General features: G+C 71.0%; 16 protein-coding genes, 1 tRNA gene and 1 pseudogene. 6 read left to right on the top strand and 12 right to left on the bottom strand.

Features of this window, described 5'->3' with window-relative positions; genetic code table 11:
* Positions 1–2 precede the first annotated feature (2 nt).
* Both MW290_RS05520 and MW290_RS05515 read right to left on the bottom strand, forming a co-directional pair.
* Positions 3–1706, bottom strand: coding sequence for a ShlB/FhaC/HecB family hemolysin secretion/activation protein (locus MW290_RS05520; RefSeq protein ID WP_250196261.1), 1704 nt, complete (start codon positions 1704–1706; stop codon positions 3–5).
* A 90-nt stretch (positions 1707–1796) separates the two neighbouring features.
* Positions 1797–2714 carry a LysR family transcriptional regulator gene (locus tag MW290_RS05515; RefSeq protein ID WP_250196597.1) on the bottom strand — a complete coding sequence of 306 codons (918 nt, stop codon included), beginning with the start codon at positions 2712–2714 and terminating at the stop codon, positions 1797–1799.
* A gap of 93 nt (positions 2715–2807) precedes the next feature.
* On the opposite strand from MW290_RS05515, the gene MW290_RS05510 reads away from it, so the two are divergent.
* The 3 genes and pseudogenes from MW290_RS05510 to MW290_RS05500 all read left to right on the top strand — a co-directional run bounded on the left by MW290_RS05510 (position 2808) and on the right by MW290_RS05500 (position 5257).
* On the top strand, positions 2808–3977 hold the full coding sequence (locus tag MW290_RS05510) for a muconate/chloromuconate family cycloisomerase (RefSeq protein ID WP_250196260.1): 1170 nt from the start codon (positions 2808–2810) through the stop codon (positions 3975–3977).
* Positions 3978–4001: 24 nt separating this feature from the next.
* Positions 4002–4292 carry a muconolactone Delta-isomerase gene (catC, locus tag MW290_RS05505; RefSeq protein ID WP_250196259.1) on the top strand — a complete coding sequence of 97 codons (291 nt, stop codon included), beginning with the start codon at positions 4002–4004 and terminating at the stop codon, positions 4290–4292.
* Between the two features lie 43 nt (positions 4293–4335).
* Positions 4336–5257, top strand: a pseudogene (locus tag MW290_RS05500) (dioxygenase family protein).
* 27 nt (positions 5258–5284) lie between these two features.
* On the opposite strand, the gene MW290_RS05495 reads toward MW290_RS05500, so the two are convergent.
* Positions 5285–8584 (bottom strand): AAA family ATPase, encoded by a 3300-nt coding sequence (locus tag MW290_RS05495; protein ID WP_250196258.1) that lies wholly within the window; start codon positions 8582–8584, stop codon positions 5285–5287.
* 151 nt (positions 8585–8735) lie between these two features.
* On the opposite strand from MW290_RS05495, the gene MW290_RS05490 reads away from it, so the two are divergent.
* Positions 8736–9734 carry a hypothetical protein gene (locus MW290_RS05490; RefSeq protein ID WP_250196257.1) on the top strand — a complete coding sequence of 333 codons (999 nt, stop codon included), beginning with the start codon at positions 8736–8738 and terminating at the stop codon, positions 9732–9734.
* 63 nt (positions 9735–9797) lie between these two features.
* Here MW290_RS05490 and MW290_RS05485 read toward each other — a convergent pair.
* The 6 genes from MW290_RS05485 to MW290_RS05460 form a co-directional block, all read right to left on the bottom strand.
* Positions 9798–9872: transfer RNA gene (locus MW290_RS05485), tRNA-Arg, on the bottom strand.
* Between the two features lie 33 nt (positions 9873–9905).
* Positions 9906–14117, bottom strand: a complete 4212-nt coding sequence (locus MW290_RS05480; RefSeq protein ID WP_250196256.1) for a translocation/assembly module TamB domain-containing protein — start codon at positions 14115–14117, stop codon at positions 9906–9908.
* A gap of 39 nt (positions 14118–14156) precedes the next feature.
* Positions 14157–15995 (bottom strand): autotransporter assembly complex protein TamA, encoded by a 1839-nt coding sequence (locus MW290_RS05475; protein ID WP_250196255.1) that lies wholly within the window; start codon positions 15993–15995, stop codon positions 14157–14159.
* Positions 15992–17164 carry a vWA domain-containing protein gene (locus tag MW290_RS05470; RefSeq protein WP_250196254.1) on the bottom strand — a complete coding sequence of 391 codons (1173 nt, stop codon included), beginning with the start codon at positions 17162–17164 and terminating at the stop codon, positions 15992–15994. Before MW290_RS05470 ends, MW290_RS05475 begins: the two co-directional genes overlap by 4 nt.
* A 126-nt stretch (positions 17165–17290) precedes the next feature.
* A complete protein-coding gene (locus MW290_RS05465; RefSeq protein WP_250196253.1) occupies positions 17291–19321 on the bottom strand; it encodes a S9 family peptidase in 2031 nt (676 codons plus the stop codon).
* 11 nt (positions 19322–19332) lie between these two features.
* Positions 19333–19923, bottom strand: coding sequence for a GNAT family N-acetyltransferase (locus MW290_RS05460; protein WP_250196252.1), 591 nt, complete (start codon positions 19921–19923; stop codon positions 19333–19335).
* Positions 19924–20022: 99 nt separating this feature from the next.
* Here MW290_RS05460 and MW290_RS05455 point away from each other — a divergent pair, with 99 nt between their 5' ends.
* Entirely contained in the window at positions 20023–20817 is a 795-nt protein-coding gene (locus MW290_RS05455) for a hypothetical protein (protein WP_250196251.1), read from the top strand.
* A gap of 83 nt (positions 20818–20900) precedes the next feature.
* Here the strand turns inward: MW290_RS05455 and MW290_RS05450 are convergent, their stop codons facing one another.
* Positions 20901–21755: an AAA family ATPase gene (locus tag MW290_RS05450; protein ID WP_250196250.1), complete on the bottom strand. Its 855-nt coding sequence runs from the start codon at positions 21753–21755 to the stop codon at positions 20901–20903.
* A 120-nt stretch (positions 21756–21875) separates the two neighbouring features.
* Between MW290_RS05450 and MW290_RS05445 the strand changes: the two genes are divergently transcribed.
* Positions 21876–22553, top strand: coding sequence for a c-type cytochrome (locus MW290_RS05445; protein WP_250196249.1), 678 nt, complete (start codon positions 21876–21878; stop codon positions 22551–22553).
* A gap of 63 nt (positions 22554–22616) precedes the next feature.
* Here the strand turns inward: MW290_RS05445 and glgA are convergent, their stop codons facing one another.
* Entirely contained in the window at positions 22617–24149 is a 1533-nt protein-coding gene (glgA, locus tag MW290_RS05440) for a glycogen synthase GlgA (RefSeq protein ID WP_250196248.1), read from the bottom strand.
* Positions 24146–25411 carry a glucose-1-phosphate adenylyltransferase gene (gene glgC / locus MW290_RS05435; RefSeq protein ID WP_250196247.1) on the bottom strand — a complete coding sequence of 422 codons (1266 nt, stop codon included), beginning with the start codon at positions 25409–25411 and terminating at the stop codon, positions 24146–24148. Before glgC ends, glgA begins: the two co-directional genes overlap by 4 nt.
* Between the last annotated feature and the right edge of the window lie 268 nt (positions 25412–25679).

Below are 25679 nucleotides of genomic sequence, written 5' to 3'. Positions count from 1 at the left end.
GTTCAGAAGGAGAGCGAGGCTTGCAGCCACACGCGGTTGCGCTTGAGCGAACCGTCCTGGTCCTGCCCGGTGGAGGTCGGGTTGGGGTTGTGGCCGAAGCGGCGCGCCCAGGTCAGGCGCACGTCGCTGGCCTTCGGCCCGCTCCAGCCCAGGCTGGCGCCGGCGCCCTCGAGCACGTAGCTGTTGGGGTCGCTGCCGACCAGGCGGTTGTCGACGTTGGTGCGCACCTGGCCGCGGTCGTAGAAACCGATCAGCCGCCACTGTGGCGACAAGGTGGCGCGCAGTTCCAGGTTCAGCAGCGATCCGGCGCTGCCGCCGCCTTCGTTGGCCGGGTAGGCGCGCACGCCCTGCGGGCCACCCAGGTACAGCTTTTCCGAGGAATCGAGGTTGCCGTCGGCGAACTGCCCCGACAGCGAGGCGTAGCCGGCCAGCCAGGCGTTCAGCGGCTGCAGCCGGCTCAGGCTGTAGCGCAGCTTGGCAAAGCTGCCGGCGGTGCGCACGCTGGCCGCATCGGCCGCGGCATTGGGCGAGTCGTTGAGGTTGAGCCGACCCAGGCTGAAGACCAGCCCGCCGCCGGTGCTGCCGCCGCCGCCCCAGGTGTCGAACAGGTTGCCCGACAGGCCCAGCGTGCCCACGTCGGCGTGGTAGCGGCTGATCAGCGTGCCATTGGCCTCGTTGCGGAAGTAGCGCCGCTCGGCCGACAGCTGCAGGTACAGGTTGCGATCGCGCGAGCGCACCAGCGGATAGCTGGCGTCCAGCCCCGCGGTGTGCGAGCGGCCACGGCCGTCCAGCGCATTGAAGTCCTGCTCGGTGAGCTTGTAGCTGAGCGTGGACACGTTGGCGCCCAGGCGCCAGCCGTTCACGCCCACCGGCAGGCTGCCGCCCAGGCGCAGGTAGTCGTTGCCCTGGCTGTGCAGCAGCGTGGTGCTGAACTGGTCGCCGCGGCCCAGCGGGCCGTCCAGCCGCAGCGTCGCAAACAGGCGGCCGGTGCCGGTGGCGCGGCCACCGGCGTTGTCCGAGCCCAGCTCGCCGCCGAAGCGCGGCGTGTCCGTCAGGCGCAGCGCCAGCGCGGTCTCGCCTTCCTGCTCACCGGCCTGCAGGCTGGCCGACATGCTCACGCCGGGCAGGTCGTCCACCAGCATCAGGCCGCGGTCAAGCGCCTGCTGGTTCAGCGCCTGGCCGGTGGGCTGCGCCGCGCCGATGATGGCGCGGGCCAGCGCCGGGTTGAAGCGGCCGGGCTCGCCTTCCAGGCGCACGCCGCCGAAGCGGGCCTCGACGATGCGCAGGCGCACATGGCCGCTGCTCACGTCTTGTCTAGGCAGGTAGGCCTGCACCAGCCAGCCGCGCTGTGCATAGGCCTGCTGCACCGCCGAGGCGGCCTGCTGCAGCTCGGCCATGCCCACGCGCTGGCCCACCCACGGCGCCAGCACCGCGTCCAGCTCGGCGCGGCTCAGCAGGGTGTTGCCTTCAATCTCCACCGACTTCAGTTCGAAGCGGGGGCCGCTGGCCGCCGCCGGGGTGGCGGGCGCCGTCGGTGTCGTCAGGGCCGGGGCCCGGCCCGGCAGTTCGGGGGTGCGGGGCTCGGACTGGCGCAGCAGTGAGCCGGCATCGTTTTGGGCATGCGCCAGCTGGCCGAAGGCCAGCAGCAGCGCACCGGACAGCAGACCGCGACCGGCACGCAGCCGGCGGCGGGAAATACAAGACATCAAGGACGACTCCGAGACCTGTTGCAGGATGGAGTCAGTCTAGAAATGCCCCTTGCCGGGGCATCGGCGGAGGAGCGGGGCGAACGACGGCTATTTGTAACTGGTGCGTGAAGCGGGATGGTGCTGCTTGCGCGCCAGCTCCAGCGCCAGCTGGCGCAGTCGGCCCAGCAGCGCATCGCGGTCTCCGGCCCGCGCATTCATGATCACCGGCGACACCGCCGTGCTGTCTGCCAGCGGGCGGTAGTGCACCTCGCTGCGGTGCAGGTGCCGCACCGAGGCCGGCACCAGCGCGATGCCCACACCGGCGGCCACCAGGCCGAGCGCGGTCTGCAGCTCGTTGGCTTCCATCGCCACGCGCGGCGTCAGGCCGCGGCCCTTGAAGAGCTGCAGCACATGGTCGGCATAGCTGGGCCGGGGGCGCGCCGGGTACAGCAGCAGCGGCTCCTGGGCCAGCAGCTGCAGCGGCAGCAGCTTGCGCCGCAGCAGCGGGTGGCGGGCGGGCAGGGCGGCCACGATGGGCTCTTCCAGCAGGGTCACGCTCTCGATGTCGGGATCGTCCAGCACCAGCCGGCCGAAGCCCACGTCGATGCGGCCGGACTTCAGCGCCTCGGCCTGTTGCACCGTGATCAGCTCCGACAGCTGCACCTCCACCTCGGTGTGCAGCTGCCGGAACTGGCGGATCAGCTCCGGCAGCAGCCCGTACAGCGCCGAGGGCACGAAGCCGATGCCGAACACGGTGCGCCGGCCTTCAGCGATGCGGCGCGTGGCCTCGGTGCTTTCCTTCAGCCGTGCCAGGATCTGCACCGTCTGTTCCAGGAAGAAGCGGCCCGCCGGTGTGAGCTGCAGCGGCCGTGCGCTGCGGTCGATCAGCTGCGCGCCCAGGGCCTGTTCCAGCTGCTGGATCTGGCGGCTCAGCGGCGGCTGCGCCATGTGCAGGCGCTCGGCCGCGCGGCTGAAACTCAGCGCGGTGGCCACGGCCTCGAAGTAGCGGAGTTGCCTGATCTCGATCATCGCGTCGTCCTTTGCACCATACCGCTGCGGTATGGAGCGGCACACCGATGGTATTGGACGCCTGCCGGCCGGCGCAGGAACATCGCCGTCATGAACCCGACCCCGGCCACCTCCAGCACGACCATCGAATCGATCGAGTCGATCATCGTCGACCTGCCTACCATCCGAGCGCACCAGCTGGCCATGACCACGCTGCACCGGCAGTCGCTGGTGATCGTGCGGCTGCGCTGCGCCGACGGCAGCACAGGCGTGGGCGAGGCCACCAGCATCGGTGGCCTGGCCTATGGCGACCAGAGCCCCGAGAGCACGCAGCTGGCCATCGATACCTACCTGGCCCCGCTGCTCATCGGCCAGGACGCGGGCAACGTGAATGCCGCCATGGCCTTGATGAACCGCCATGTGCAGGGCCAGTCGTATGCCAAGTCGGCCATCGAGACCGCGCTGCTGGACGCGCTGGGCCACCGGCTGGGCCAGCCGGTGCATGCGCTGCTGGGCGGTGCGCTGCGCACCTCGATGCCGGTGCTGTGGACGCTGGCCAGCGGCGACAGCGCCCGTGACGTGGACGAGGCCCTGGGCCTGATGGAGGCGCGCCGCCACCGGGTGTTCAAGCTCAAGATCGGCAAGGGCGACCCGGCGGCCAACGTGGCGCATGTGGCGCACATCAAGCGAGCGCTGGGTGACGAGGTGCTGATCACCGTGGACGTGAACCAGGCCTGGGACGAGACCACCGCGCAGCGGTCCATCGCCGCGCTGGAGCAGGCCGGTGTGGGCCTGGTGGAGCAGCCGGTGGCGCGCCGCCACCGCGCGGCCCTGGCGCGCCTGGCCGCGCGCTTCGACGTGCCCATCATGGCCGACGAATCCATCAACGGCCCGGAGGACGCGCTGGAACTGGCGCAGGAAGCCGCGGCCGACGTGTTCGCGCTCAAGATCTCGAAGGCCGGTGGCCTGCTGAACACGCTGCGCACCGCCGCGGTGGCCGAGGCGGCCGGCATTGGCCTCTATGGCGGGACGCTGCTGGAAGGCAGCATCGGCAGCATCGCCTCCGCCCATGCCTTTGCCGCCTGCCCGCAGCTGCGCTGGGGCACCGAGCTGTTCGGCCCGCTGCTGCTGAAGGACGACATCGTCACCGCGCGGCCCGACTTCCGCGATTTTGAGCTGCACCTGACGCAAGCGCCCGGCCTGGGCGTGAGCGTGGACGAGGACAAGCTTGCCTTCTACCGCCGTGACCGCCAGCGCACCGCGGTGGCCGTGACGGCCTGACCCTTTCCCGAGGAGACTGAACCCATGCTGTTCCACGTGCAGATGACCGTGCGCCTGCCGCACGACATGCCGCCTGCCAAGGCGGATGAGCTGAAGGCCCGCGAGAAGGCCATGTCGCAGGAGTTGCAGCGCGCCGGCCGCTGGCGCCACTTGTGGCGCATCGCCGGCCGCTATGCCAATGTGAGCGTGTTCGACGTGTCGGGCCCGGCCGAGCTGCACGAGCTGCTGTCGCAGCTGCCGCTGTTCCCGTACATGGACATCGAAGTGCAGGCCTTGTGCCGCCATGCGTCGTCGGTGCACGAAGACGACCGCTGACCCGTCCGATTTTCCCCGCCAGCATCCCAACAGGAGACAAGCCATGAGCAACGAATTCACCGCCCAGCAGCTGCTGGACCGCGTCAACGCCAGCCACCAGGGCGGCGGCAACGACCGTGTGCGCAGCATCACCGCCGCGCATCGTCGCCGACCTGTTCCGCACCATCGACGAGATGGACGTCAGCGCCGACGAGTTCTGGGCCGCCACCGACTGGCTGTCGCGCCTGGGCGCCAGCGGCCAGATGGGCCTGATCACCGCCGGCCTGGGCTTCGACCGGCTGCTGGACATCCGCGCCGATGAAGCCGACCGCCGCGCCGGCCGTTCGACCGACGGCACGCCGCGCGCCATCGAAGGGCCCCTGTACATCGCCGGCGCGCCGCTGTCGCGCCACGAGGCGCGGGTGGACGAAGGCGAGCCGCGCGGCGAGGTGCTGGTGATGGAGGGCCAGGTGCTGGACGAGCACGGCCAGCCGGTGGCGCACGCCATCGTGGACGTGTGGCATGCCAACGAGAAGGGCCGCTACTCGCACTTCGACCCCGACCAGGCGCCCTACGCGCTGCGCCGCCGCATCGAGACCGACGACCAGGGCCGCTACCGCTTCCGCAGCTTCCTGCCGCCGGGCTATGCCATTCCGCCGAACAGCCCCACCTCGGAGCTGTTCCAGGCCCTGGGCCGCCACGGCAACCGGCCGGCGCACATCCACTTCCTGGTGGCCGCGCCGGGCCAGCGCCTGCTGACCACCCAGGTCAACATCCCGGGCGACACCTTCATCGACGACGACTTCGCCTTCGCCACCCGCGACGGCCTGGTGGTGACGCTGGAACCCGGCACCCCGCCGGCCGGCTACGAGTCGCTGGGCGTCACCGCCCCGTTCACCCGCGTGCGCTTCGACTTCCGGCTGCAGGCCGCGAAGGACGAATCGGAATCGCAGCCGCTGGCGCGGATGGCGCGGGTGGCGCGCTGAGGTTGAGGCCTGCGCGCGGCGCGCAGGTCAGCGCAGCAGCGGCGCCGCTGCCAGCGCCAGCAAGGCCCGGTTGACCGCATTGCGCTGCAGGAAGCTGGCACGAAACGGGGCCGGTGCCAGCGCCGCCGTGTCGTGCACCCAGCGTTCCCCTTGCCGGGCGATGCGCTCGGCGCTCACCGGGTCGCCCGCGGCGGCAAAAGCGCGGGCGGCCACCAGCCACAGCTCGGCACGGTAGAGGTCGTCGGGCAGCACCTGCTGGTCGAGGGCCTGCAAGGCCTGCTGCGCCAGCGCCGCCGCCTGCTGCGCATCGCCGGCGCGCAAGGCGGCTGCGGCCCCACGCACGCAGGCTGCCTGCGCCACGCCGGCCTGGCCCCATGCCAGGGCCGCCTGCTGCACGTCGTCGCACAGCGCCAGCGCCTCAGGCGGGTCCAGCGTCTCGGCCAAGTCCAGGCGGGCCATGGCGGTCAGCACGGCGCGGCCGGCCTGCGGAATCTCCTGCACGGCCGCGGCCAGCGCCGCGTCGGCACGCTGACCGGTGGCCAGTTGCAGCCGCCCCCACAGGGCGTGCAGGCGCCCGCGCTGGAAGGCCGGCAGGTCCTCGGCCCGCAAGCCCGCCAGCAGCTGCTGCGCGCGGGCCACCTGGCCCAGGTTCAACCACAGCTGCACCCAGTGGCCCCGCACCACGAAGCGGCCGATGGGGTTCTGGTCGATGGTCTGCAGTGCCACCTCGCCGATGCGCAGGGCTTCCTCATAGCGGCCCAGGTCGCGCAGCAGCGACAGGCTCATCACGTCCAGCGGGTAGGTGACGGCGGTGGCCTCGTCGACGGCCAGCGCATGGCGGCGCGCCTGCTGCACCTGCTGCAGCGCCGCCGCCAGCTGGCCCACGCTTCTCAGTGAATAGGCGCGGTTGGCGCAGGAGATCGAGGCCTGGTCCAGGCGGCCGATCTGCATCGCCAGGTCGAGCGCGCGGCGGTGGCAGTCGGCGGCTTCGGCATGCTGGTTGTCGTTGTCCAGGCAGCAGCCCAGGTCGTTGAAATAGGTCTGCTGCTCCAGCTGCGTGCAATGCATCAACACCTGCGGCAGCGCGGGGCGCAGCAGGTTCACCGCGCGGGTCTTCTGCCCACTGAAGCTGGCGCAGGCGGCCGCGGCGCGCAAGGCCTCGACCTCTTGCGCCGGCTGCTGCAGCGTGCGGGCCAGCCCGGCGGCCTGTTCGGCCAGCGCCAGGCCGTTGTCGTAGTCACCCAGGTTCTGCGCGCGTGAGGCGCAGGCCAGCAGCACGCGCAGGCGCTGCGCGGGCTGGTCGGCCAGGGCCTGCAAGCGGGCCAGGAAGTCCTCGTCAATCTGCGTGCGGTCCAGCACTTCCAGCGCCTCGAAGGCCTGGAACAGCGCGTCGAAGGCGGTGTCACGCCGGCCCAGGCGCTCGGCGATGTCGGCCGCCTGACGCAGCGCTTCCAGTTCTTCGCGCCGGCGCAGCGCGGCGCGCGCCTTGGCCGCGGCCTGCAGCAGCGCCTGCAGCGCCTGGCCGTCGTGGCCCGCGGCCAGCCAGTGCGCGGCCACGCGGGCCGGTTCGCCACCACGCGCCTGCAGCACGGCGGCGATGTCGGCATGCAGTTGCAGCGCCACCGCGCGCGGCACCGAGGCGAGTGCGCTCTCGTAGACCAGGTCATGCGCAAAGGCGCCGTCGACCAGGACGTGCGCGGCTTCCAGCTCGGCCATCGGATCGGCCAGCGCCAGCGTGCGCCGGCCCAGCACCTGGCAGGCCAGCGCGATGTCGAAATCGGGCGCGGCCACGGCGGCGCACCGCGCCAGTTCGATGGCTGCGGCCGACAGCCGCGTCAGCCGGCGCTGGATCAGATCCGTCACGCCCGGCAGCGCGGGCAGGCGGCCAGCGCCCTCGGCCCCGGACGGCGCGCTGAGGGCGGCCTTGGCCGCTTCCAGCACGAAGAGCGGATTGCCGCCGCCATGGCGCCAGGCGCGCTCAGCCAGGGAAGTGGCATCCAGGCCGTCGAGCGCCAGCGAGCCGACCAGCTCGGCCACCTGGGCCTGCGCCAGCGGTGGCAGAAGCACCCGGCGCACGCCCTGGCCGCCTGCAAAGCCCTGCAGCCAGTCGCGGCCGGCCTCGCCCACCTCGGCAGGGCGCGCGCCCACCAGCCAGCGCAGCGGCAGCGCGGCCGACAACGCCTGCAGCAAGGCGATGCTGGCGTCGTCGGCGAAGTGCAGGTCGTCGAAGACCACCGCCTCCAGCCCCAGCGCCGGCGAGGCCAGCAACGCCACCACGGCATTGACCATGCGCGTGCGCTGCGCCTCGGTGGTCAGCGGTTCGGCCGGGCCCAGCTCGGGCAGCAGGCGCGCCAGCTCCTGCCGCACCGAAGGCAGCAGCGTGTCGAAGACACCAGGCGGCAGCGCACGCAGCAGGCGGGAGAGCGAGGCGTGCACCACGCGTTCGTCGCCCGGCCGCGCGCCGGTGACGAGGACCCGGTCCGGCGCCGGCCGCGTGGCCACGAACTCGGCCAGCAGCCGGCTCTTGCCCATGCCGGCATCGCCCAGCACCAGCGCAGGTTCGCAGGCTTCCCACGCCTCGTGCAGCTGGCGGTTCGCGTCGTCACGCCCCACCAGGCGGGGCGGGCGCAACACCGAGGCCGGCACCGCATGTACGGGCGGCCGCGTGCGGGCGGCCGTTGCGGCCTGCTCCAGCGTGTGCAGCAGGGCCAGCGTCTCGGCATCGGGGCGGGTGCCGATCTCGTCCTTCAACATGCGTTCGCAGCGGTCGAAGGCCTGCAGTGCTGCGGCGCGATCACCGGCCAGGTAGTGCAGGCGCATCAGGCGGCGCCAGGCGGCTTCCGACTGCGGCTGCAGCGCCAGCAGCGCCTGCGCGTGGACCAGCGCCTCGGGCCAGGCCTGCGCCTGCTCGGCTCGCTGCAGCAGCACGGCGGATCCGCGCTGGCGGCGCAGCGCACGCTGTGCGGCCAGCCAGGCGGCGAAGTCGCCCGCGACGGGTGGCTCGGTATCGCCCAGCAGGGTGTGAGCCTCGTGCAGGTCGTGCGCCACCGCCTCCGACAGCTGCAGCAGGTCGCGGCCATCGACCAACGCCGGGCCGGCGCCACGGCGCAGCTTGAACAGGCGCTGGCGCAGCGAATTGCGTGCCGTGGTGGCATCGGCTTCGGGCCACAGCAGCGCGGCCAGGCGGGCGCGTGGGGTGGGTCCTTCGATGGCCAGCCAGGCCAGCAGCGCAGCGTCCAGCGGTGCCAGGGGCTGGGCCGCGGCGGCACCGGCCGGGCGCAGCGCCGGTGGGCCGGCCAGCAGCAGTTGGTGCGGCGTGTCGCGCATGGCCTCCAGCATACGGGCCGGGACGCAGCGGCTGATCAAGGGCGATGGTTGTTAGGGGGGTCGGGACCGCAGCCTGCAAGTGGCGCCGCTAACGCTGCGCTAACAGTGCGCTGCCTAGCATGCCGCGCATCGCCACCACCCCGGAGTCGCCATGCATGCCGTCCCCCGTTTGATGACCTTGGCTTGGTGCTGCGCCCTGCCCGGTGCCACCGCGCTGGCCGCGCCGACGACCGTGGGCCTGGGGGTGGGTACCCAGTGCGAGATCAGCTTCGGCAGCAGCGGCGCCAACTGCGACAGTCGGTCGCTGCGGACCAGCGACCGGGGCCCTGGCGTGCGGCTGACGTTGCAGGACGGCGCCATCGATCCACTGTCCGGCGCCCGCAACAGTGCCACCGCAGCGGCCACGGCCACCTGGGGCGCGCTGGGCGTGGCCACTGGCGCACAGGGCAACAGCGCGTCCATGCCCGGGTCGATCTCGCCGCACGCGCGGGTCAGCGTCACCGCCGAGGCCGGCGCCGCCTTCGCCGACCGGTTGCGCGTCGATGCGCCGGGCCGGGCTGGCGACACCGGCACGTTGCACGTGAGCCTGCGGCTGGACGGGTCGCTCAGTGCGCTGGATGCGAGCCTGAACGTGGGCCAGGCCTCGCGCGATGCGGTCAACGCCTCCTTGACCGTCGACCTGAGGGCCTATGACGCCGACCTCATGCACAGGCTGGCCACCTCGTTTGAGGAGGTCGAGGCCGCGGCCTATGGCAACGGAGACAGTGTGGTGCGGGGCGGCCCGTTGCCGCGGCTGGTGACCATGGACATTCCGGTCGTGTTCGGCCGGGAGTTCTGGCTGCAGGCATCGCTGTCGGCCTACAGCGCGGTTGCACTGCAGGCCCCGGCCCTGTCGCCCACCGACCCCGCCTATGCCTTTGCGCGCAGCGGCCAGGCCGACACCAGCTTCATGCACACGCTGGCCTGGAACGGCGTGGGCAGCCTGCTGGACAGCACGGGCCAGCCGGTAGCGCAGTACGGCCTGTGGTCTGCGTCGGGCACCGACTATCGCGTGCCCTATACCGCAGTACCGGTGCCCGAGCTGGCCGCCGCCTGGCTGATGCTGGCCGGCGTCATCGGTCTGGCGGGCGTTCGGCGCCTGCGCCGTTGAGCCCGTGAGCGGCCGTTCTCACCAGGGCCCGATCGGCTGCTTTAGCGTGCCTTATGGCGGGGCTGGCGCCCCCGGCAGGAATCGAACCTGCATCTGAGACTTAGGAGGTCCCCGTTCTATCCATTGAACTACGGCGGCCAGCGCAGCGCGCGATTCTAGGGGCTCAGCCGCTCAGTTCCACCGCCAGGTCCAGATCACATCGACGGCTGTGTCGGCACCCGCCTGCGCCCGCAGCGTGAAGCGCTGGGCGGCGCGGTAGATCAGCTGCCAGTTGCCGGCGGCGCTGTTGACGCCGTGCTCGTAGCCCAGGTACACCCGTTGCGAGATCTGCTTGCCCAGCGACACGATGGTGTCCTTGGTGGTGCCGGTTTCCTCCTGCCGCACGGACAGGTCATCCAGGCCGATGCTCTTCATCAGGTCGCCGGTGCGTGAGGGGCCGTCGCCGGCGATCAGGGCCATCGCGGCGCGCTGCAGCAGTGCGGTGTCGGTGCGGGCCAGGCCGTCGGGCGCGCGGCCCAGCAGCAGCCACGACAGCTTGTCCATGTCGGCCATGTCGGGGTCGCTGAACAGGCGCACCCGCGGGTTCAGCGCCGTGCCGCCGATCTGCACACCCACCGCGACATCGAGGTTGGGCCGGATGGCCACGATCTCCAGCCGCGGGTTCTCCACCGGGCCGTCGAAGCGCACGATGCCGCGCTCGATCTCCAGCTTCTGACCATAGGCCGCGTAGGTGCCCGACTCGGTGCGCACGGCGCCGTTCACCGCCAGCTGGCCGCCCGGCGTGGTGACGGTGACGCGACCCTTCAGCCGGGTGTCGATGCCGCGGCCCTTGAGCTTGAGCTGCTCGCCCATGGACACCTCCACCCGCACGTCGGCATTCATCGCCGGGGCCGGCGTCGGCGCCGCGGCGCGCTTGGCGGCGGCCGCCTCGTCGGGCGTGATCGGCGCATCGCCGCGGCGGCGCACCACCACCACGTCGCCGTCCAGGCTGGGCGCGTCCCCGCGTGAGAAGTCGATCAGGCCTTCGTCGATGCCGAAGCGGCCATCCACCTTGAGCCGGTCGCCTTCGAAGCCGACGTCGGCGCTGCCGCTGGTGACGATGCGGCGGTCCAGCCGACCGAGCGCGGTGAAGCGGTCGGCCAGCACCTTGAGCTGGACCGTCGGCTTTGCACCCAGCGTGGCACGGCCGGTGGCGCTCAGCGTGCCGTCGCCGCCCTGTAGCCGCAGCTGCTGCAGCGTGGCCTCGGTGCCCCGAAGTTGCAGGGTCAAGCTGCCGTTGCGGGCGTCGATGCCCTGCAGCAGGTTGCGCACCGCCAGCTCGCTGCCCACCAGCTCGCCATTGATGCCGGGCTCGGCCAGCGTGCCGCTGAAATAGGCGCTGGTGCGCAGCTTGCCGCCCAGGCGCCAGGCCGGCGGCACCCAGGGCGCCCACACCGCCAGGTTGTCCACCCGCCACTCCAGCACGCCTTCCAGCGGCGTCTGCGCCGTGGGCCAGGTGGCGCCGGCCGGCGGCCGCAGCGCCTGCGAGCCGGCCAGCACGCCCAGGTTGGCGCCGGCCACGGCCTGGGTGAAGTACCAGGTGCCGTTCTGGGCCGAAGCCGCCACGCGCAGGTCGGTCAGGCCCAGCGACTCCATGCCGGCGTCGTCGGCCAGCGTCAGGTCGCCGCCGGCCCGCTCGATCACCACGTCGCCGGCCACCGCGCCGGCGCTGTGCAGCGAGATGCGGCCTTGCAGGGCCAGGTCGCCGCCCCAGCGCATGTCGGGCTGGAAGCGGGCCAGCCACGGCGCCACGCGCAGCGGGTCGAGCGTGGCCTCCACGTCGATGCGCTGCGGCGTGCCGCCGCTGGCCGCCTGCCAGCGCGCGGCCTGCCAGCGCAAGGCAGCGCCCAGGGCTTCCAGCCGGCCGGGTTGCAGCGAGGCTTCGGCCACGCCGCCGTCGGCGTCCAGCCGCAGCGCGCCGGCCAGGTTTTGCGCGGCCAGCCAGGCGGGCTGCGGCTGCACGCGGTCGCGGGCGCTGAGTTCGGACACGCGGCCCTGCCACAGCCGGCTGGCCGGCTGCCAGGTGCCGTCGCCGCGCAGCAGCAGCGCGGTGCCCGCCGTGCCGGCGGCGCCGCGCGGGGTCCGGCGGGCTTCGGCCACGTCGGCCCAGGCCGGTGGGCGCACCGGGCTGTCGGCTTCCAGCGAGAAGCGGTGGCGGGCCAGGCTGCCGTCGATCACGGCCTTGAGGTTGTCCAGGCGTTGCACGCCCTGCGCCAGGCCTTGCGCCTGCAGGTCGAGCGACAGCGGCGCATTGGCATCGGCCGAGGCCTGCCACGAAGCCACCAGGCGCTGCAGCCGCGCATCCCCGGTCACCAGGCCGTTGACCTGCAGGTTGCCGTCGGTCTGCAACGCCGGCCAGCGGCCCTGCAGCTGGAAGCGGCCTTCGGCGGTGCCGGCCTTGGGCATCCAGGCCTGCAGCGCGGGGCTCAGCCCGCCCAGCGGTGCCAGCGCGGCCAGCGCCGGTGCGTCCAGGCGGCCCTGCCAGCGGTCGGCGGCGGGGGCGCCGCCGGTCTGGCCTTCCAGTTCCAGGCGGTTGCCGGCGGCATCGAGGCGGGCACTCAGCTGCTGCACGCCGGTGGCCTTCCAGTTCAGCGTGCCGTCCAGCGGCACGCCGGCCAGCAGGCTGTTGCGCAGCGCCAGGTCGGCGGTGCCGCGCACGGCCTGCAGCAGCGGCGTGTGGGCAGCGGCCGTGGCGGGCAGGTTGGCGTTGGCCTTCCAGTGGCCGTCCAGCTTGTGCGGGCCCTTGCGCCAGGCCGAACCGGCGGGGCCCGGGATCCACGGCGTGGGGTCGAAGGCGGTGAAGCTGCCGCTGGTGTCCAGCGACCAGGCGCCGGCCGGCGCCATCTCGAAGCGGGCCTTGGCCTGCGCACGGGCGGCGCCGGCGCTGGCCTGCAGCTGGTTCACCTCGGCCAGCAGCTGGCCGTTGGGCTGGCGGGTCACCTCCGCGTCCACCACCACCCTGGCGCGCGGGGCCTGGGGCTGGGCCAGGCGGCCGTCCAGCGTGCCGCGCAGCGCGGCCACCAGCGGCGCGCCGGCCGGGGCCGGGCTGCCATCGGGCGATGGCAGGCCACGCACCGACAGCGCCAGCGGGCCGCTCACCGTCATCGCAGCGGCGCGGGCGTCCAGCTGCGCCGGCTGCACGCCCGCCAGCTGCAGGTCGAGCTGCAGCGCGTCGGCCTGCCAGCGGCCGCTGCCTTCCACGCGGCCGGCGGCCGGCAGGTCGGCCTGCAGCCGGGTGAAGGACAGCGTGCTGCGGTCCGAAGGCGTGCCTTGCAGCGTGAGCTGCAAGCCCTGCAGCGGCAGCCGCATTTCGTCCCAGCGGCCGGGCAGGCCGTTGGTCAGCTGCAGCGTGATCTCGGCGGGCTGGTTGGCGCCGGCGCTGTCCACGCGCACGTCGCCGTCCAGGCGGGTGGTGGGCAGGCCGTTCGCCAGCGGCGCCAGGTCGAGTGCCTGCAGCCGGGCGGTCAGCGTGCCCAGCGGCCAGGCGGCGAACGGGGTGACGGTGGCCTGCAGGTCCACCTTGCCCGGCGTGGCCTGGGCTGCGCCGTCGGTGCCGGTGGCGCGCAGGGCGGCCGTCAGGCCGATGCGGTCCAGCGGCCCATTGGCCTGCACATCGGCTTCCACGGGAAAGCTGCTGTCCGGCGCCGAGCGCAACGCCGCCTGCATCTGCACGGCCATGTCGTCCTGCGTGCCAATGCGGCCATCGGCCGACAGCTGCAGGCCGTCGCGCGTCAGGCGCAGGCCCTGCAGCAGGTGGCTGCGGTTGCGGTCGGCCCCCAGGTGCAGGCTGGCCGCCACATCGGTGATGGCGGGCTGGTCGTCCACCAGCACGCTGCCCACCGCCAGGTTCTGCACCTGCAGCTCCAGCGGCAGGCGCAGGCTGCCCGGGCGCTGCAGCGGCGGCTGGGCCGGCGGCGGCTCGGGCGTGGGTGCGGTGCGCACCACCACGCGGTCGGCCTGCGGCGCCTGCAGCACCAGGCCTAGCAAGGTGCCCTCGCTGGGGCGGAAGCGCCAGCGCAGGTCTTGCCAGCGCAGGTTCTCGATGGTCACCTGCAGGCCGTCGGCCCCGGTGTAGCTCAGGCGCGGCGTGGCGTAGGGCCCGCCGCTGAACACGCCTTGCGGCTGCTGCACCACCAGGCCGGGCACACGGCCCAGCACCCAGGCGTTGCCGGCCGGTGTGCGCAGCAGCCAGGCCGCGCCGGCCACGGCCAGGCCCAGCAGCACCAGCAGGGCCAGCAGGCTCAGCAGCGCCCAGCGCCAGGCGGTGCCGCGCAGCGTGCGCAGTCGTGGGGCGGGGGTGGGCGGGGGCGTGCGGGGGGCGTCAGGCGGCAGGTCGGTGGCCATGGGGCAGTAATCAGCAGGCGGGCGTTGCGGCGGCGGGTATCAGAACTGCACGCCCACGTTCAGGTGCAGCCGCAGGGACTTGGTTTCACGGCCATAAGCCAGGTCGACGCTGACCGGCCCCAGCGGGCTGCGGTAGCGCACGCCGGCGCCCACGCCCAGGGCCGGGCTCAGCTCGCTCCAGCGGTCGGCGGCATTGCCCAGGTCGATGAAGGTGGCCCACCACAGCCCCGGAATGCGCGGTGTGATGGGGGTGGCGATCTCGGCGCTGGCGGTCATCAGCACGTTGCCGCTGCGGGTGACGCCGTTTTCCTCCGGCCCCAGGTCGCGGTAGCCATAGCCGCGCACCGATTCGTCGCCACCGGCGCGGAAGCGTTGGCTGTCGGGCACGCTCAGGTTGCTCTTGACGAACACCTGCCCCAGCTCCAGCCGGGTGTGGGCATACCAGTCCTCGCCCACCGGCTTCCACCACTGCAGCTTGGCATAGGCGCGGGCGTAGGGGCCGGTGGCATGGGTGTTGTCGAAGTTGTCGCTGCGGGCCTGGCCCACGGCGGTCTGCAGGCTCAGGCCCACGCCGTCGGTCGGCAGCAGCATGTTGTCCACCTTGCGCCAGGTGTTGTGCAGGTTCAGCGAGATGGCGCGGGCTGTTTCGGTGCCCAGGTCGTTGCGGGTGTCGGACTGCTCCACCTCCACGAACAGCAGCCGGTCGATGCGCTCGCCGTCATAGGCGCGGCCGGCGCGCAGCCGCGCCGACTTGACGACGTCGTCGCTGGATTCCACGCGCTCCAGCGCACCGCCCACCAGGTTGCGCTTGAGGCCGGGCAGGGTGTGCGAGGTGAGTTCACCCTCCCAGGCCTGGCGTAGCTGGGCCAGCTCGAACTTGTTGCGCAGCGTGGCGCGCTGGCCAAAGATGCGGCGGTGGATGTGCTCCAGCGTGGCCCGCGGCCCGGTGTTGGCGCTGACGCCCAGGCCCACGATGGCCGTCTGCAGCGGCAGCTCGCCCAGCCGCACCGTCACCGGTGTGGCATCGGCCACCGCCGGGTCGGTGTCGATGTTGACGGTGGCGCGGTCGTACAGGCCCGACTTCTGCAGCCGCTCTTGATAGTCCAGCAGCAGCTGCTCGGTGGCCGGTGTGCCGGGCTCGAAGTTGGCCAGGTTGCGCACCGTCTGCTCGTCATGGCGCTGCAGGCCCCGGATGCGCAGCTCACCGGTGCGGAACAGCGGGCCCGACTGGGCGGTGACCCACAGCACCGCGTTCTGGTCCACTGCGTCCACCTCGGCACGGGTGCTTTCCCAGCTGGCCGAGGCATAACCCGAGGCCCGCAGCTGCGCCAGCGCGCTGCTCTTGGCATTGCTCCACTGCGCATTGCGGAAGGGCGTACCCGGCGGCAGCGGCCAGTTGCCTTGCAGCGCGCTGCGGGCGGCCATGGCGCGCCGGTCGCCGGCTTCCACCGCCTGCTGCAGCGGGCCCTTCACGTCCCACACCACGTCGCGCACGATGGTGCGCTGGCCGGGCTCCACCGTCACACGCACGCGCGGCGGGTTGTCGGCCACGCGCTGCACCTGCACCTGGGCATCGAAGTAGCCCTCGGTTTCCAGCAGTGCGCGGGCCTGGGCCGGCGTGGCGGCTTCCAGGCGGCGCAGTTCGGCCGGGGTGATGGGCTCGTCGGGCGCCAGCGCGCGCAGCCGCCCCAGGTCCAGGTAGTTCTCGAGCAGGCTGCGCAGTTCGCCCGGCGCCTGCACTTCCAGCTCCACCGCCAGCGGGGCCAGCGTGGCCTCGCTGGCGCCTTGCGGTTCGGGCGGTGGCGGCTTGAGCCAGGCGCAGCCGGGCAGCACCACGCAGGCGGCCAGCAGCAGGCAGGCGCCTGCGCGCCTGATCATTTGCTCAGCAGCCGCATCGCACCTTCCAGCCCCTGCAGGCTCAACGGAAACATGCGCTGATTCATCAGCTGCTGGACGATGGAGATGCTCTGTCGGTACTGCCAGACGCCTTGCGGCTCGGGGTTGATCCATGCGAACTTGGGAAAGGCCTGCGTGAGCCGCTGCAGCCATTCGGCGCCCGGCTCCTCGTTGTTGTATTCGACGCTGCCGCCGGGCTGCAGGATCTCGTACGGGCTCATGGTGGCGTCGCCCACGAAGATCAGCTTGTAGTCCTTGTTGTACTTGCGGATCACGTCCCAGGTCGGAAACTTCTCGCTGTAGCGGCGGCGGTTGTTCTTCCACATGAAGTCGTAGACGCAGTTGTGGAAGTAATAGAACTCCAGGTGCTTGAACTCGGTCTTGGCGGCGCTGAACAGTTCTTCCACGCGGTGGATGTGCTCGTCCATCGTGCCGCCCACGTCCATCAGCAGCAGCACCTTCACCTTGTTGTGGCGCTCGGGCACCATCTTGATGTCGAGCAGGCCGGCGTTGGCGGCGGTGGAGTGGATGGTGTCGTCCAGGTCCAGCTCCTCTGCGGCGCCCTCACGCGCGAAGCGGCGCAGCCGGCGCAGCGCCACCTTGATGTTGCGGGTGCCCAGCTCCAGGTTGTCGTCGTAGTCCTTGAAGCTGCGCTGGTCCCAGACCTTCACCGCGCTCTTGTTGCGGCCCTTGTCCTGCCCGATGCGGATGCCCTGCGGGTTGTAGCCGTGGGCGCCGAAGGGGCTGGTGCCGCCGGTGCCGATCCACTTGTTGCCGCCCTCGTGGCGTTCCTTCTGCTCCTCGAAGCGCTTTTTCAGCGTCTCCATCAACTCGTCCCAGCCCATCTTCTCGATGGCGGCCTTCTGCTCGGGGCTGAGCTCCAGCTCCAGCGTCTTGCGCAGCCATTCCAGCGGCACGTCCTGGCTGAAATCGGTCAGGAGTTCCACGCCCTTGAAATAAGCACCGAAGGCACGGTCGAACTTGTCGAACTGGCTCTCGTCCTTGACCAGCGTGGTGCGGGCCAGGTAGTAGAAGTCGTCCACCGAGGGCCCGATGACGTCGGCCTTCAGGGCTTCCAGCAGCGTCAGGTACTCCTTGACGGACACCGGCAGCTTGGCGGCGCGCAGCGTGTAGAAGAAGTTGATGAGCATGGCGTGGGGTCCGGCAGGCGAGATCGGGCCAGTGTAGGCAAAGGACTGTTTGGCAATGCAAGTGCCAGCAAACCCGCGCGGGGCGCCGCTTGCATCTGCTTGCAAGCGGCGCTGCGCGGCGCGGGCCTATTTGCGCCGCTTGCGCGCCGGCTGCTGTGCCGGGTCGTGGCGCTTGAGCCAGGCCAGGAACTCGGCATACCAGAGCCGGCTGTTGCGGGGCTTGAGCACCCAGTGGTTCTCGTCCGGGAACCACAGCAGCCGTGTGTCCACGCCGCGGGCATGCAGCGTGTTGTAGTAGGCCAGGCCTTGTGCATCGGGCACCCGGTAGTCCTTGGCGCCGTGGATCACCAGGGTGGGCGTGCGCATGTTGCCGGCATAGGTGGAAGGGCTCTGGGCCGCCACCTGATCGGGCTTGTCCCAGTACCAGGCGCCCAGCTCCTTGGCATGCCAGCTCCACGCGTCGTCGGCGAACATGGCCTGCCAGTCGAAGCAGCCGGCATGGCACACATAGGCGGCATAGCGCCCAGGGTCCACATGGCCGTTCATCCAGGCCACCATGTAGCCGCCATAGCTGCCGCCGGTGGCAAACACCCGCGCCGGGTCGGCCCAGGGCTGCTGCAGCAGCGCGTCGGTGGCGGCCTCGATGTCCTGCAGCTCCAGCGTGCCCCAGCGGTGGGTGATGCTGTCGAGGAAGGCATAACCGAAGCTGGAGGAGCCGTGGTAATTGACCGCCGCCACCACATAGCCCTGGGCGGCGAACAGCTCGGTGTTCCAGCGGTAGTGCCACACGTCGCCGGCCGCGGTGTGCGGGCCGCCGTGGATCAGGTGCAGCAGCGGGTACTTCTTCTTCGGGTCGAAGCCGGGCGGGTAGGTCATCCACACCTGCACCTTGTCGCCCTCGGCACCGTCGATCCACAAGGCCTCGTTGCGGCCCCAGACCATCGGGCCCAGCAGCGCGTCGTTGAAGCGCTCGAGGCGGCGCGGCGGCTGGCCGGGCAGGCAGGCCACGATCTGCCCGGGGTGGCTGGCCGAATCGCGCAGCGCCACCAGGGTGCCGGCCTGCTTGTCGAAGCCGTGCACCCAGCCGCCTTCCAGCACCACCTCGGCGCGGCGGTCGGGCAGGTCGAAGCGCCACAGGTGGCAGCGGCCCTGCTGCTCGGCGGTGAACAGCACGGCCTGGCCGTCTTCCTCCCAGTGCAGCGGCGCATGCACTTCATGGTCCCAGGCTTCGCTTTCCACCGCCCAGCGGCCGCTGCGGCTGCCGGGGCGGCTGCGCTCCCACACCGCCAGCTGCGCCGGCATGGTGTGCTTGCGGCCCTGGTGGCTGGCGGTGAAGGCGATGCGGTCGCCGTCGGGGCTGTAGCGTGGCGATGAGAAGTCGTAGTCGTCGTCGCGGGCGATGACGTCGATGCGGCCGGTGGCCAGCTGCAGCTCGGCCAGCGCGAAGCGGCCGTCGATGCGCTTGACCGGCGCCGGGTCGAAGGCGAAGACGATACGCTCGCCATCGGGCGAGATGTCGAAGTTCTCCGCGCTCGGGTCGGGCCGGCGCAGCTCGTAGGGCGTGCCTTCGAACAGGTCGCGCACCTTGCCGCTGTCCACGTCGATCAGGTGCAGGTGCGGCACCCGGTCCTGCGGCAGGTTGTCGTCCCAGAAGCGGTACAGCGGCTCGGCGGTGACGTAGCCGGTCTCCTTGCGTTCGCTGAAGTCCTTGTAGGCCTTGGCCTGGGCGCGGCCACCCTTGAGCTGCGGCCACACCCAGGACACCGCGGCGATGCGCTTGCCGTCGGGCAGCCAGCGGTAGGCCTCCAGGCCGGTGGCCACGGTGGCCACGCGCCGGGCCTCGCCCCCATCGGCGGGGATGACGTACAGCTGCGGCGAGGCGTCCTTGCGGCCTTCCTGCTCACGCTTGCCGACGAAGGCGATGCGGTCGCCACGCGGGCTCCACTGCGGCTGGCCGTCCTTGTCGCCGCCGTGGGTCAGCGCGCGGGGCTTGCCGCCGCGGGTGGACAGCAGCCACAGCCCGGTGCGGCTGTTGTTGTCTGCCATGGAAAAGCGGGTGACCGGCACCACCGCCTGTGCGCCGTCCGGCGACAGGCTGGGCGCGCCCAGGCGCTCGATCTTCCAGAGGGCTTCGATGTCGAAAAGCTTGTGGGCCATGGTGTGGGGGGTCAGCGCGGCTTGGCGAGCTGCCAGTCGAGGTGGTTGCGCACGGTCGGCCATTCGGCCGCGGTGATGCTGTAGACGGCGGTGTCACGCAGGGCGCCGTCGGCGGTGCGCTGGTGGCTGCGCAGGATGCCGTCGAGCTGCGCACCCAGCCGCTCGATGGCGCGCCGGCTCTGGGTGTTCAGGCGGTGCGTGCGAAACTCCACCGCGATGCAGTCCAGTTGCTCGAAGGCGTGGGCCAGCAGCATGCGCTTGCATTCGGTGTTCAGCGGCCCGCGCTGCACCCGCCGCGCGAGCCAGGTGCTGCCGATCTCCACCCGCTTGTGCACGGCGTCCACGTTCATGTAGGTCGTCATGCCGACGGGCTGGCCTTCGGCGTTCAGCACGGTGAAGGGCAGCATGCTGCCGGCGGCCTGCAGCCCCAGCCGGCGCCCGATCTCGGCGGCCATGCGCTCGGGGGCGGGCACGGCGGTGTACCAGAGCTTCCACAATTCGCCTTCCTGCACCGCTTCGGACAACGCGCCCGCATGCTCGGATACAAGTGGCACCAGGCTGGCCCAGCGGCCAGCCAGTCGGGTCGGTTCAAGCCAGGGCATCGTGGTGTAACCACCAGGGATTAACTGGTGTTTTTCTTGCTGTTGACACGCGACGATGATCGCATCATCGATACCGCCTCTTCCTGCCGCCCTGAACCCATGAAAACGCGCACCTCCTCGCGTTCCTGCCTGCTGCTGGCGGGCCTGTCGGCCCTGCTGTGGGGCGCGCTGGGCAGCGCCCGGGCCGAGCCTTGGGCCGACCCCGGCCCCGCGGTGGCGCCCACCGGGCTGCGGGTGCAGTGGCTCAAGCCGGTGCCGCGCCGGTCGCTGCTGGGGCCGGCGGCCTTCGCCGCCCCGTCCACCTGCGCGCTCGACCCCTTTGCCGACGCCAATGGCGAACAGCGTGAGCGCCAGCTGGAGCGCGCCGACCTGGGCGGTGGCATGGGCTACGGCTGCACCGGCGAGCGGCTGGCGCTGAACGTGGCCGCGCCGCCGCCGGCCATCGCCAGCAATGCGCGCATGCGGCGCTTCGACCTTTCGATCGACCAGTGGATGAGCACGCGGCTGGCCGACCAGCTGACCACCAGCGCCCGCCTGGGCGTCAAGGCCAGTGGCGACCCCACGGTGCGCAGCCAGGCCGCGCGCGCGCTGGTGGCCGCCGGCAGCATGCTGCGCATCAACGACGACTGGGCAATGGAGCTGCAGTTCGGCCGCGACAAGGACACGACGGCGCTGCGCTCGCGCGCCAAGTGGTCCACGCTGTGGCGCGTGGCCGGTGAGCACCTGATGTACATGCAGCTGGCCACCGACCGCACCGGCGGCACCGCCGAGACGGTGGGCCTGCGCTGGTGGCTGGTGCCGCGGCGGGCCACGCTGGACCTGTCGGCCTACCGGCCGGTGGACGCCCAGCGGGTGGAACCGCGGCTGGGCCTGTCGGTCACGCTGGGGCGCTGAGTCAGCCCCCAAGCTCGCTGCGCTCGCTGCCCCCCGAGGGGGCGCTCAGTCCCTTGGGGCGGCCCGGCGGGACTGAGGTCGCTCTAGCGGTTGTGCCGCTGCATGAACACCAGCTTCTCGAACAGCGTCACGTCCTGCTCGTTCTTCAGCAGCGCGCCCAGCAGCGGCGGCACGGCCACCTTGTCGTCCTTGCTCTGCAGCGCCTCGGCCGGGATGTCTTCGGCCACCAGCAGCTTGAGCCAGTCGATCAGCTCGCTGGTGCTGGGCTTCTTCTTCAGGCCGGGCAGGTTGCGCACGTCGTAGAAGTTCTTCAGTGCGGCGCCCAGCAGGTCCTTCTTGATGCCGGGGAAGTGCACGTCGACGATCTTCTGCATCGTCGTGGCATCGGGGAACTTGATGTAGTGGAAGAAGCAGCGGCGCAGGAAGGCGTCGGGCAGCTCCTTCTCGTTGTTGGAGGTGATGAACACCAGCGGCCGGTGCCTGGCCTTGACCAGTTCCCGCGTCTCGTAGACGTAGAACTCCATGCGGTCGATCTCGCGCAGCAGGTCGTTCGGGAATTCGATGTCGGCCTTGTCGATCTCGTCGATCAGCAGCACCACCGGCTGCTCCGACGTGAAGGCCTGCCACAGCGTGCCCTGCACGATGTAGTTGCGGATGTCGCGCACCTTCTCGGCGCTGACGGGATCCTGCAGCTGGCTGTCGCGCAGGCGGCTCACCGCGTCGTATTCATACAGGCCCTGCTGGGCCTTGGTGGTGCTCTTGATGTGCCACTGCAGCAGCGGCATGCCCAGCGCGCTGGCCACTTCCTCGGCCAGCATGGTCTTGCCGGTGCCGGGCTCGCCCTTGATGAGCAGCGGGCGCTGCAAGGTGATGGCTGCATTGACGGCCAGCATCAGATCCTGGGTGGCGACGTATTGGTCGGAGCCTTGGAACTTCATGGGGTGCTGGGCCTTTGCGCGGACGCCTTGTCAGGGCTTTATCAGGGTTTAAGCCAGTATAAGGGCCCCCCTATAATCCTTTGCTGTACTCAAGCCCACAGCCACAGGTCCGCAACAACGATGAACAAAGCCCACTCCTTGCTGTTTGTGCTGGCCCTGTCCGGCATCGTTTCAGGGGCCAGCGCCCAGGACATCAAGCCCGATGCGGCAGCCGGCGCGAAGAAGGTGGCGATGTGCATCGGCTGCCACGGCATCCCCGAGTACAAGGCCGCGTTTCCTGAGCAGCACCTGGTGCCCAAGATCTCGGGCCAGGGCGCCAAGTACATCGTGGCCGCGCTCAACAGCTACAAGACCGGCGACCGCAAGCACCCCACGATGCGCGGCATCGCCACCTCGCTGACCGATCAGGACATGGCCGACATCGCCGCCTTCTATGAAGGCAACGTGGCCGACCCCAAGCCGGTCTCGGAAGAGCCGGCCGTCAAGCCCCGCCCCGAAGTGGCCGAGCTGCTGACCAAGGGCGCCTGCGTGTCCTGCCACGGCGCCAATTTCAGCAAGCCGATCGACGGCAGCTACCCCAAGATCGCGGGCCAGTACCCCGACTACCTGTACGTGGCGCTCAAGTCGTACAAGACCACCAACAACAACCTGATCGGCCGGGGCAACGCCATCATGGCCGGCCAGGTCAAGCAGTACAGCAACGTCGAGCTGAAGGCCATCGCCGAGTACATCGGCTCGCTGCCCGGCGAACTGCAAACCCGCCCCGAGTCGCGCTTCCGCTTCGCTTCCAACAAGTAAGCGCACGCCGCCAGCGAGCGCAAGAAAGCCGCCCTCGGGCGGCTTTTTAATGGGCAGCTCGTGTCAGCCTTCCGGCACCCCGCGCGGCTGCGCGGCGCGTGCGGCGATGGCTTCGCGGTACAGCGACAGGTATTGCTGGGCCGGGCCTTCCCAGGAGAAGCTGCAGGCCATCGCGCGGCGGCGCATCTGCTGCCAGGTCACCGGTTCCACCAGCACGTCGCAGGCGCGGTGGATGGCGCCTTCCAGCGCGTGGCCGCTGGCCGCATCGAACATGAAGCCGGTGGCCTGGTCGGCGGCCAGGGTCTCGGGCGTCGCGTCCACCACCGTGTCGGCCAGGCCGCCCACGCGGCGTACCACCGGCAGCGCGCCATAACGCTGGGCGTACATCTGCGTCAGCCCGCAGGGCTCGAAGCGCGAAGGCACCAGCACCAGGTCGGCGCCGGCCATCACGCGGTGGGCCAGGTCTTCGTCATAGACCAGCTTGACACCCACGTGGCCGGCATGCGCCTGCTGGGCCATGCGGAAGGCGGCTTCCAGCGAAGGGTCGCCATTGCCTTGCAGCACCAGCTGGCCGCCCCGCTGCAGCAGCGCCGGCAGCGCGGCCAGCACCAGGTCCAGGCCTTTTTGCGAGGTGAGCCGGCTGACCACGCCACACAGCGGCCCGGCGGCCTTGGTGTCCAGGCCGAACTCCTGCTGCAGTGCCCGCTTGCAGGCCGCCTTGCCGGAACTCACCGTCTCGGCGTCGAAGCGCTGGGCGATGCCGGGGTCGGTGAGCGGATTCCACAGCGACTCGTCGATGCCGTTGATGATGCCGTGAACGTCCGCGCCGCGGCCGCGGATCACGCCATCGAGTCCGAAGCCATGTTCCAGCGTCGCGATCTCGCGCGCATAACCGGGGCTGACGGTGGTCACGCGGTCGGCGAACTTCAGCCCCGCCTTCATGAAGGACACCTGGCCGTGGAACTCCAGCCCGGCCGGCGACATGAAGCGCGAGGACAGGCCCAGCCACGGGAAGTCGGCGGTGGGAAACAGCCCCTGGTAGGCCAGGTTGTGCACCGTGTACACCGAAGCGGCCTGCGTGGGCGGATGGCCGGCCACGTAGGCGCAGGACATGCCGGCATGCCAGTCGTGCGCATGCATCACGTCGGGCGCCCAGTCGGGGTCCAGCTCGCCGGCCGACAGGTGGGCGGCCACCCAGCCCAGCAGCGCGAAGCGCTGCAGGTTGTCGCCCCATTCCTGGCCGCGGGTGTCCTGGTAGGGGCCGCCACCGCGGCGGTACAGGTAGGGCGCGTCGATGAAGTACACCGGCACGCCGGTATCGGGCATGCGCCCGAGCATCAAGCTGACGCGGCCGGCTCCGAACTGTGCACCGAGATCGAGCACGCGCCGCGGCTGCTCGATGGCCTGGGCCATCTGCGGCAGGCCGGGCACCAGCAGGCGCACGTCGGCACCGGCGGCAATGAGCGCTGGCGGCAGTGCCGCCACCACGTCGGCCAGCCCACCCGTCTTGACCAGAGGGAACACTTCGGCCGCCACATGCAGCACTTTGAGCGGCACCGGCTGCCCCGGTGCCGCGCCTGCCAGCGCGGGGCTCATTGCAGCGCCGCCAGCATGTCCCGCGTGACCAGCACCACGCCGCCTTCGCTGCGCAAAAAGCGGCGCGCATCTTCTTCGGCGTCCTCGCCGATCACCATGCCGTCGGGGATGTGGCAGCCGCGGTCGATGATGACCTTGTTGAGCCGCGCACCGCGGCCCACCTGCACGTCGGGCAGCAGCACCGACAGCATCACCTTGGCATGCGAATGCACCCGCACGCCCGAGTACAGCACCGTGCGCCGCACCTCACCCGAGACGATGCAGCCGCCCGAGACCAGCGATTCGATTGCGGTGCCGCGGCGGTCGCCCATGTCGTGCACGAACTTGGCGGGCGGCAGTTGCGGCTGGTAGGTCCAGATGGGCCACTTGGTGTCGTAGAGGTCGAGCTTCGGCACGGTGGCCGTCAGGTCGATGTTGGCGTCCCAGTAGGCGTCCAGCGTGCCCACGTCGCGCCAGTAGGGTTCTTCGCCGTGCAGCGCGCCGACGCAGCTCATGTCGAACGGGTGCGCCACCGCATTGCCGTTGGCCACGGCGCGCGGAATGATGTCCTTGCCGAAGTCGTGCGAGGAGTTCGGGTCGGCCATGTCGCGCTCCAGTTCCTTGAACAGGTAGCGCGCATTGAAGATGTAGATGCCCATGCTGGCCAGCGAGCGGTCGGGCTTGCCGGGCATGGCGGGCGGGTCGGCCGGCTTCTCGACGAAATCGAGGATCTGGCGCCGGTCGTCGATGTGCATCACGCCGAAGGCCGAGGCTTCCTCGCGCGGCACCTCGATGCAGCCCACGGTGCAGTCGCGGCCTTGCTCCACGTGGTCGGCCAGCATCAGCGCGTAGTTCATCTTGTAGACGTGGTCGCCGGCCAGCACCACGACGTAGTCGGCCTTGTAGCTGGCGATGATGTCCTGGTTCTGGTAGACCGCATCGGCGGTGCCGCGGTACCAGCTTTCTTCGTCCACCCGTTGCTGGGCAGGCAGCAGATCCACGAATTCGTTGATCTCGGGCTTCAGGAAGGCCCAACCGCGCTGCAGGTGGCGCATCAGGCTGTGGCTCTTGTACTGCGTGATCACGCCGATGCGGCGGATGCCCGAGTTCAGGCAGTTGGACAGCGCGAAGTCGATGATGCGGAACTTGCCACCGAAGTAGACCCCCGGCTTGGCGCGGCGGTCGGTCAGGTTCTTCAGGCGGCTGCCGCGGCCACCGGCCAGGACGAGTGCGACAGCGCGCTTGGGCAGGTCAAAGTTGCGGGCGGCATCATGGGTAGCCATCGAGGAGTCTCCCGGATCTGTGTTATGGCGATCGTCTGAAACGTGGATGTACTGCTTCTGGAACTTCGAACTGCTACTGAATGGATAAGATGAACACAAGCGCATCGGGCGCTCGGGCGCAGGATAGCGCGGCCATCCGGCCTGTGCACATGTGGCATCTGTCACCGTCCGGCGTTGCGCCCGCGCAGCGCCCGCAAACCATTCCAGCATGAAACCGGGCTGGAATTTTGCAGGCGCTCCCAAAATCGCGGCCTCCTGAGGAGCTCAC

The organism is Aquincola tertiaricarbonis (genome assembly GCF_023573145.1).
Classification (GTDB): domain Bacteria; phylum Pseudomonadota; class Gammaproteobacteria; order Burkholderiales; family Burkholderiaceae_C; genus Aquincola; species Aquincola tertiaricarbonis_B.
Note: the sequence above shows the minus strand (reverse complement) of the source record. Positions and strands in the feature narration are given on the sequence as shown.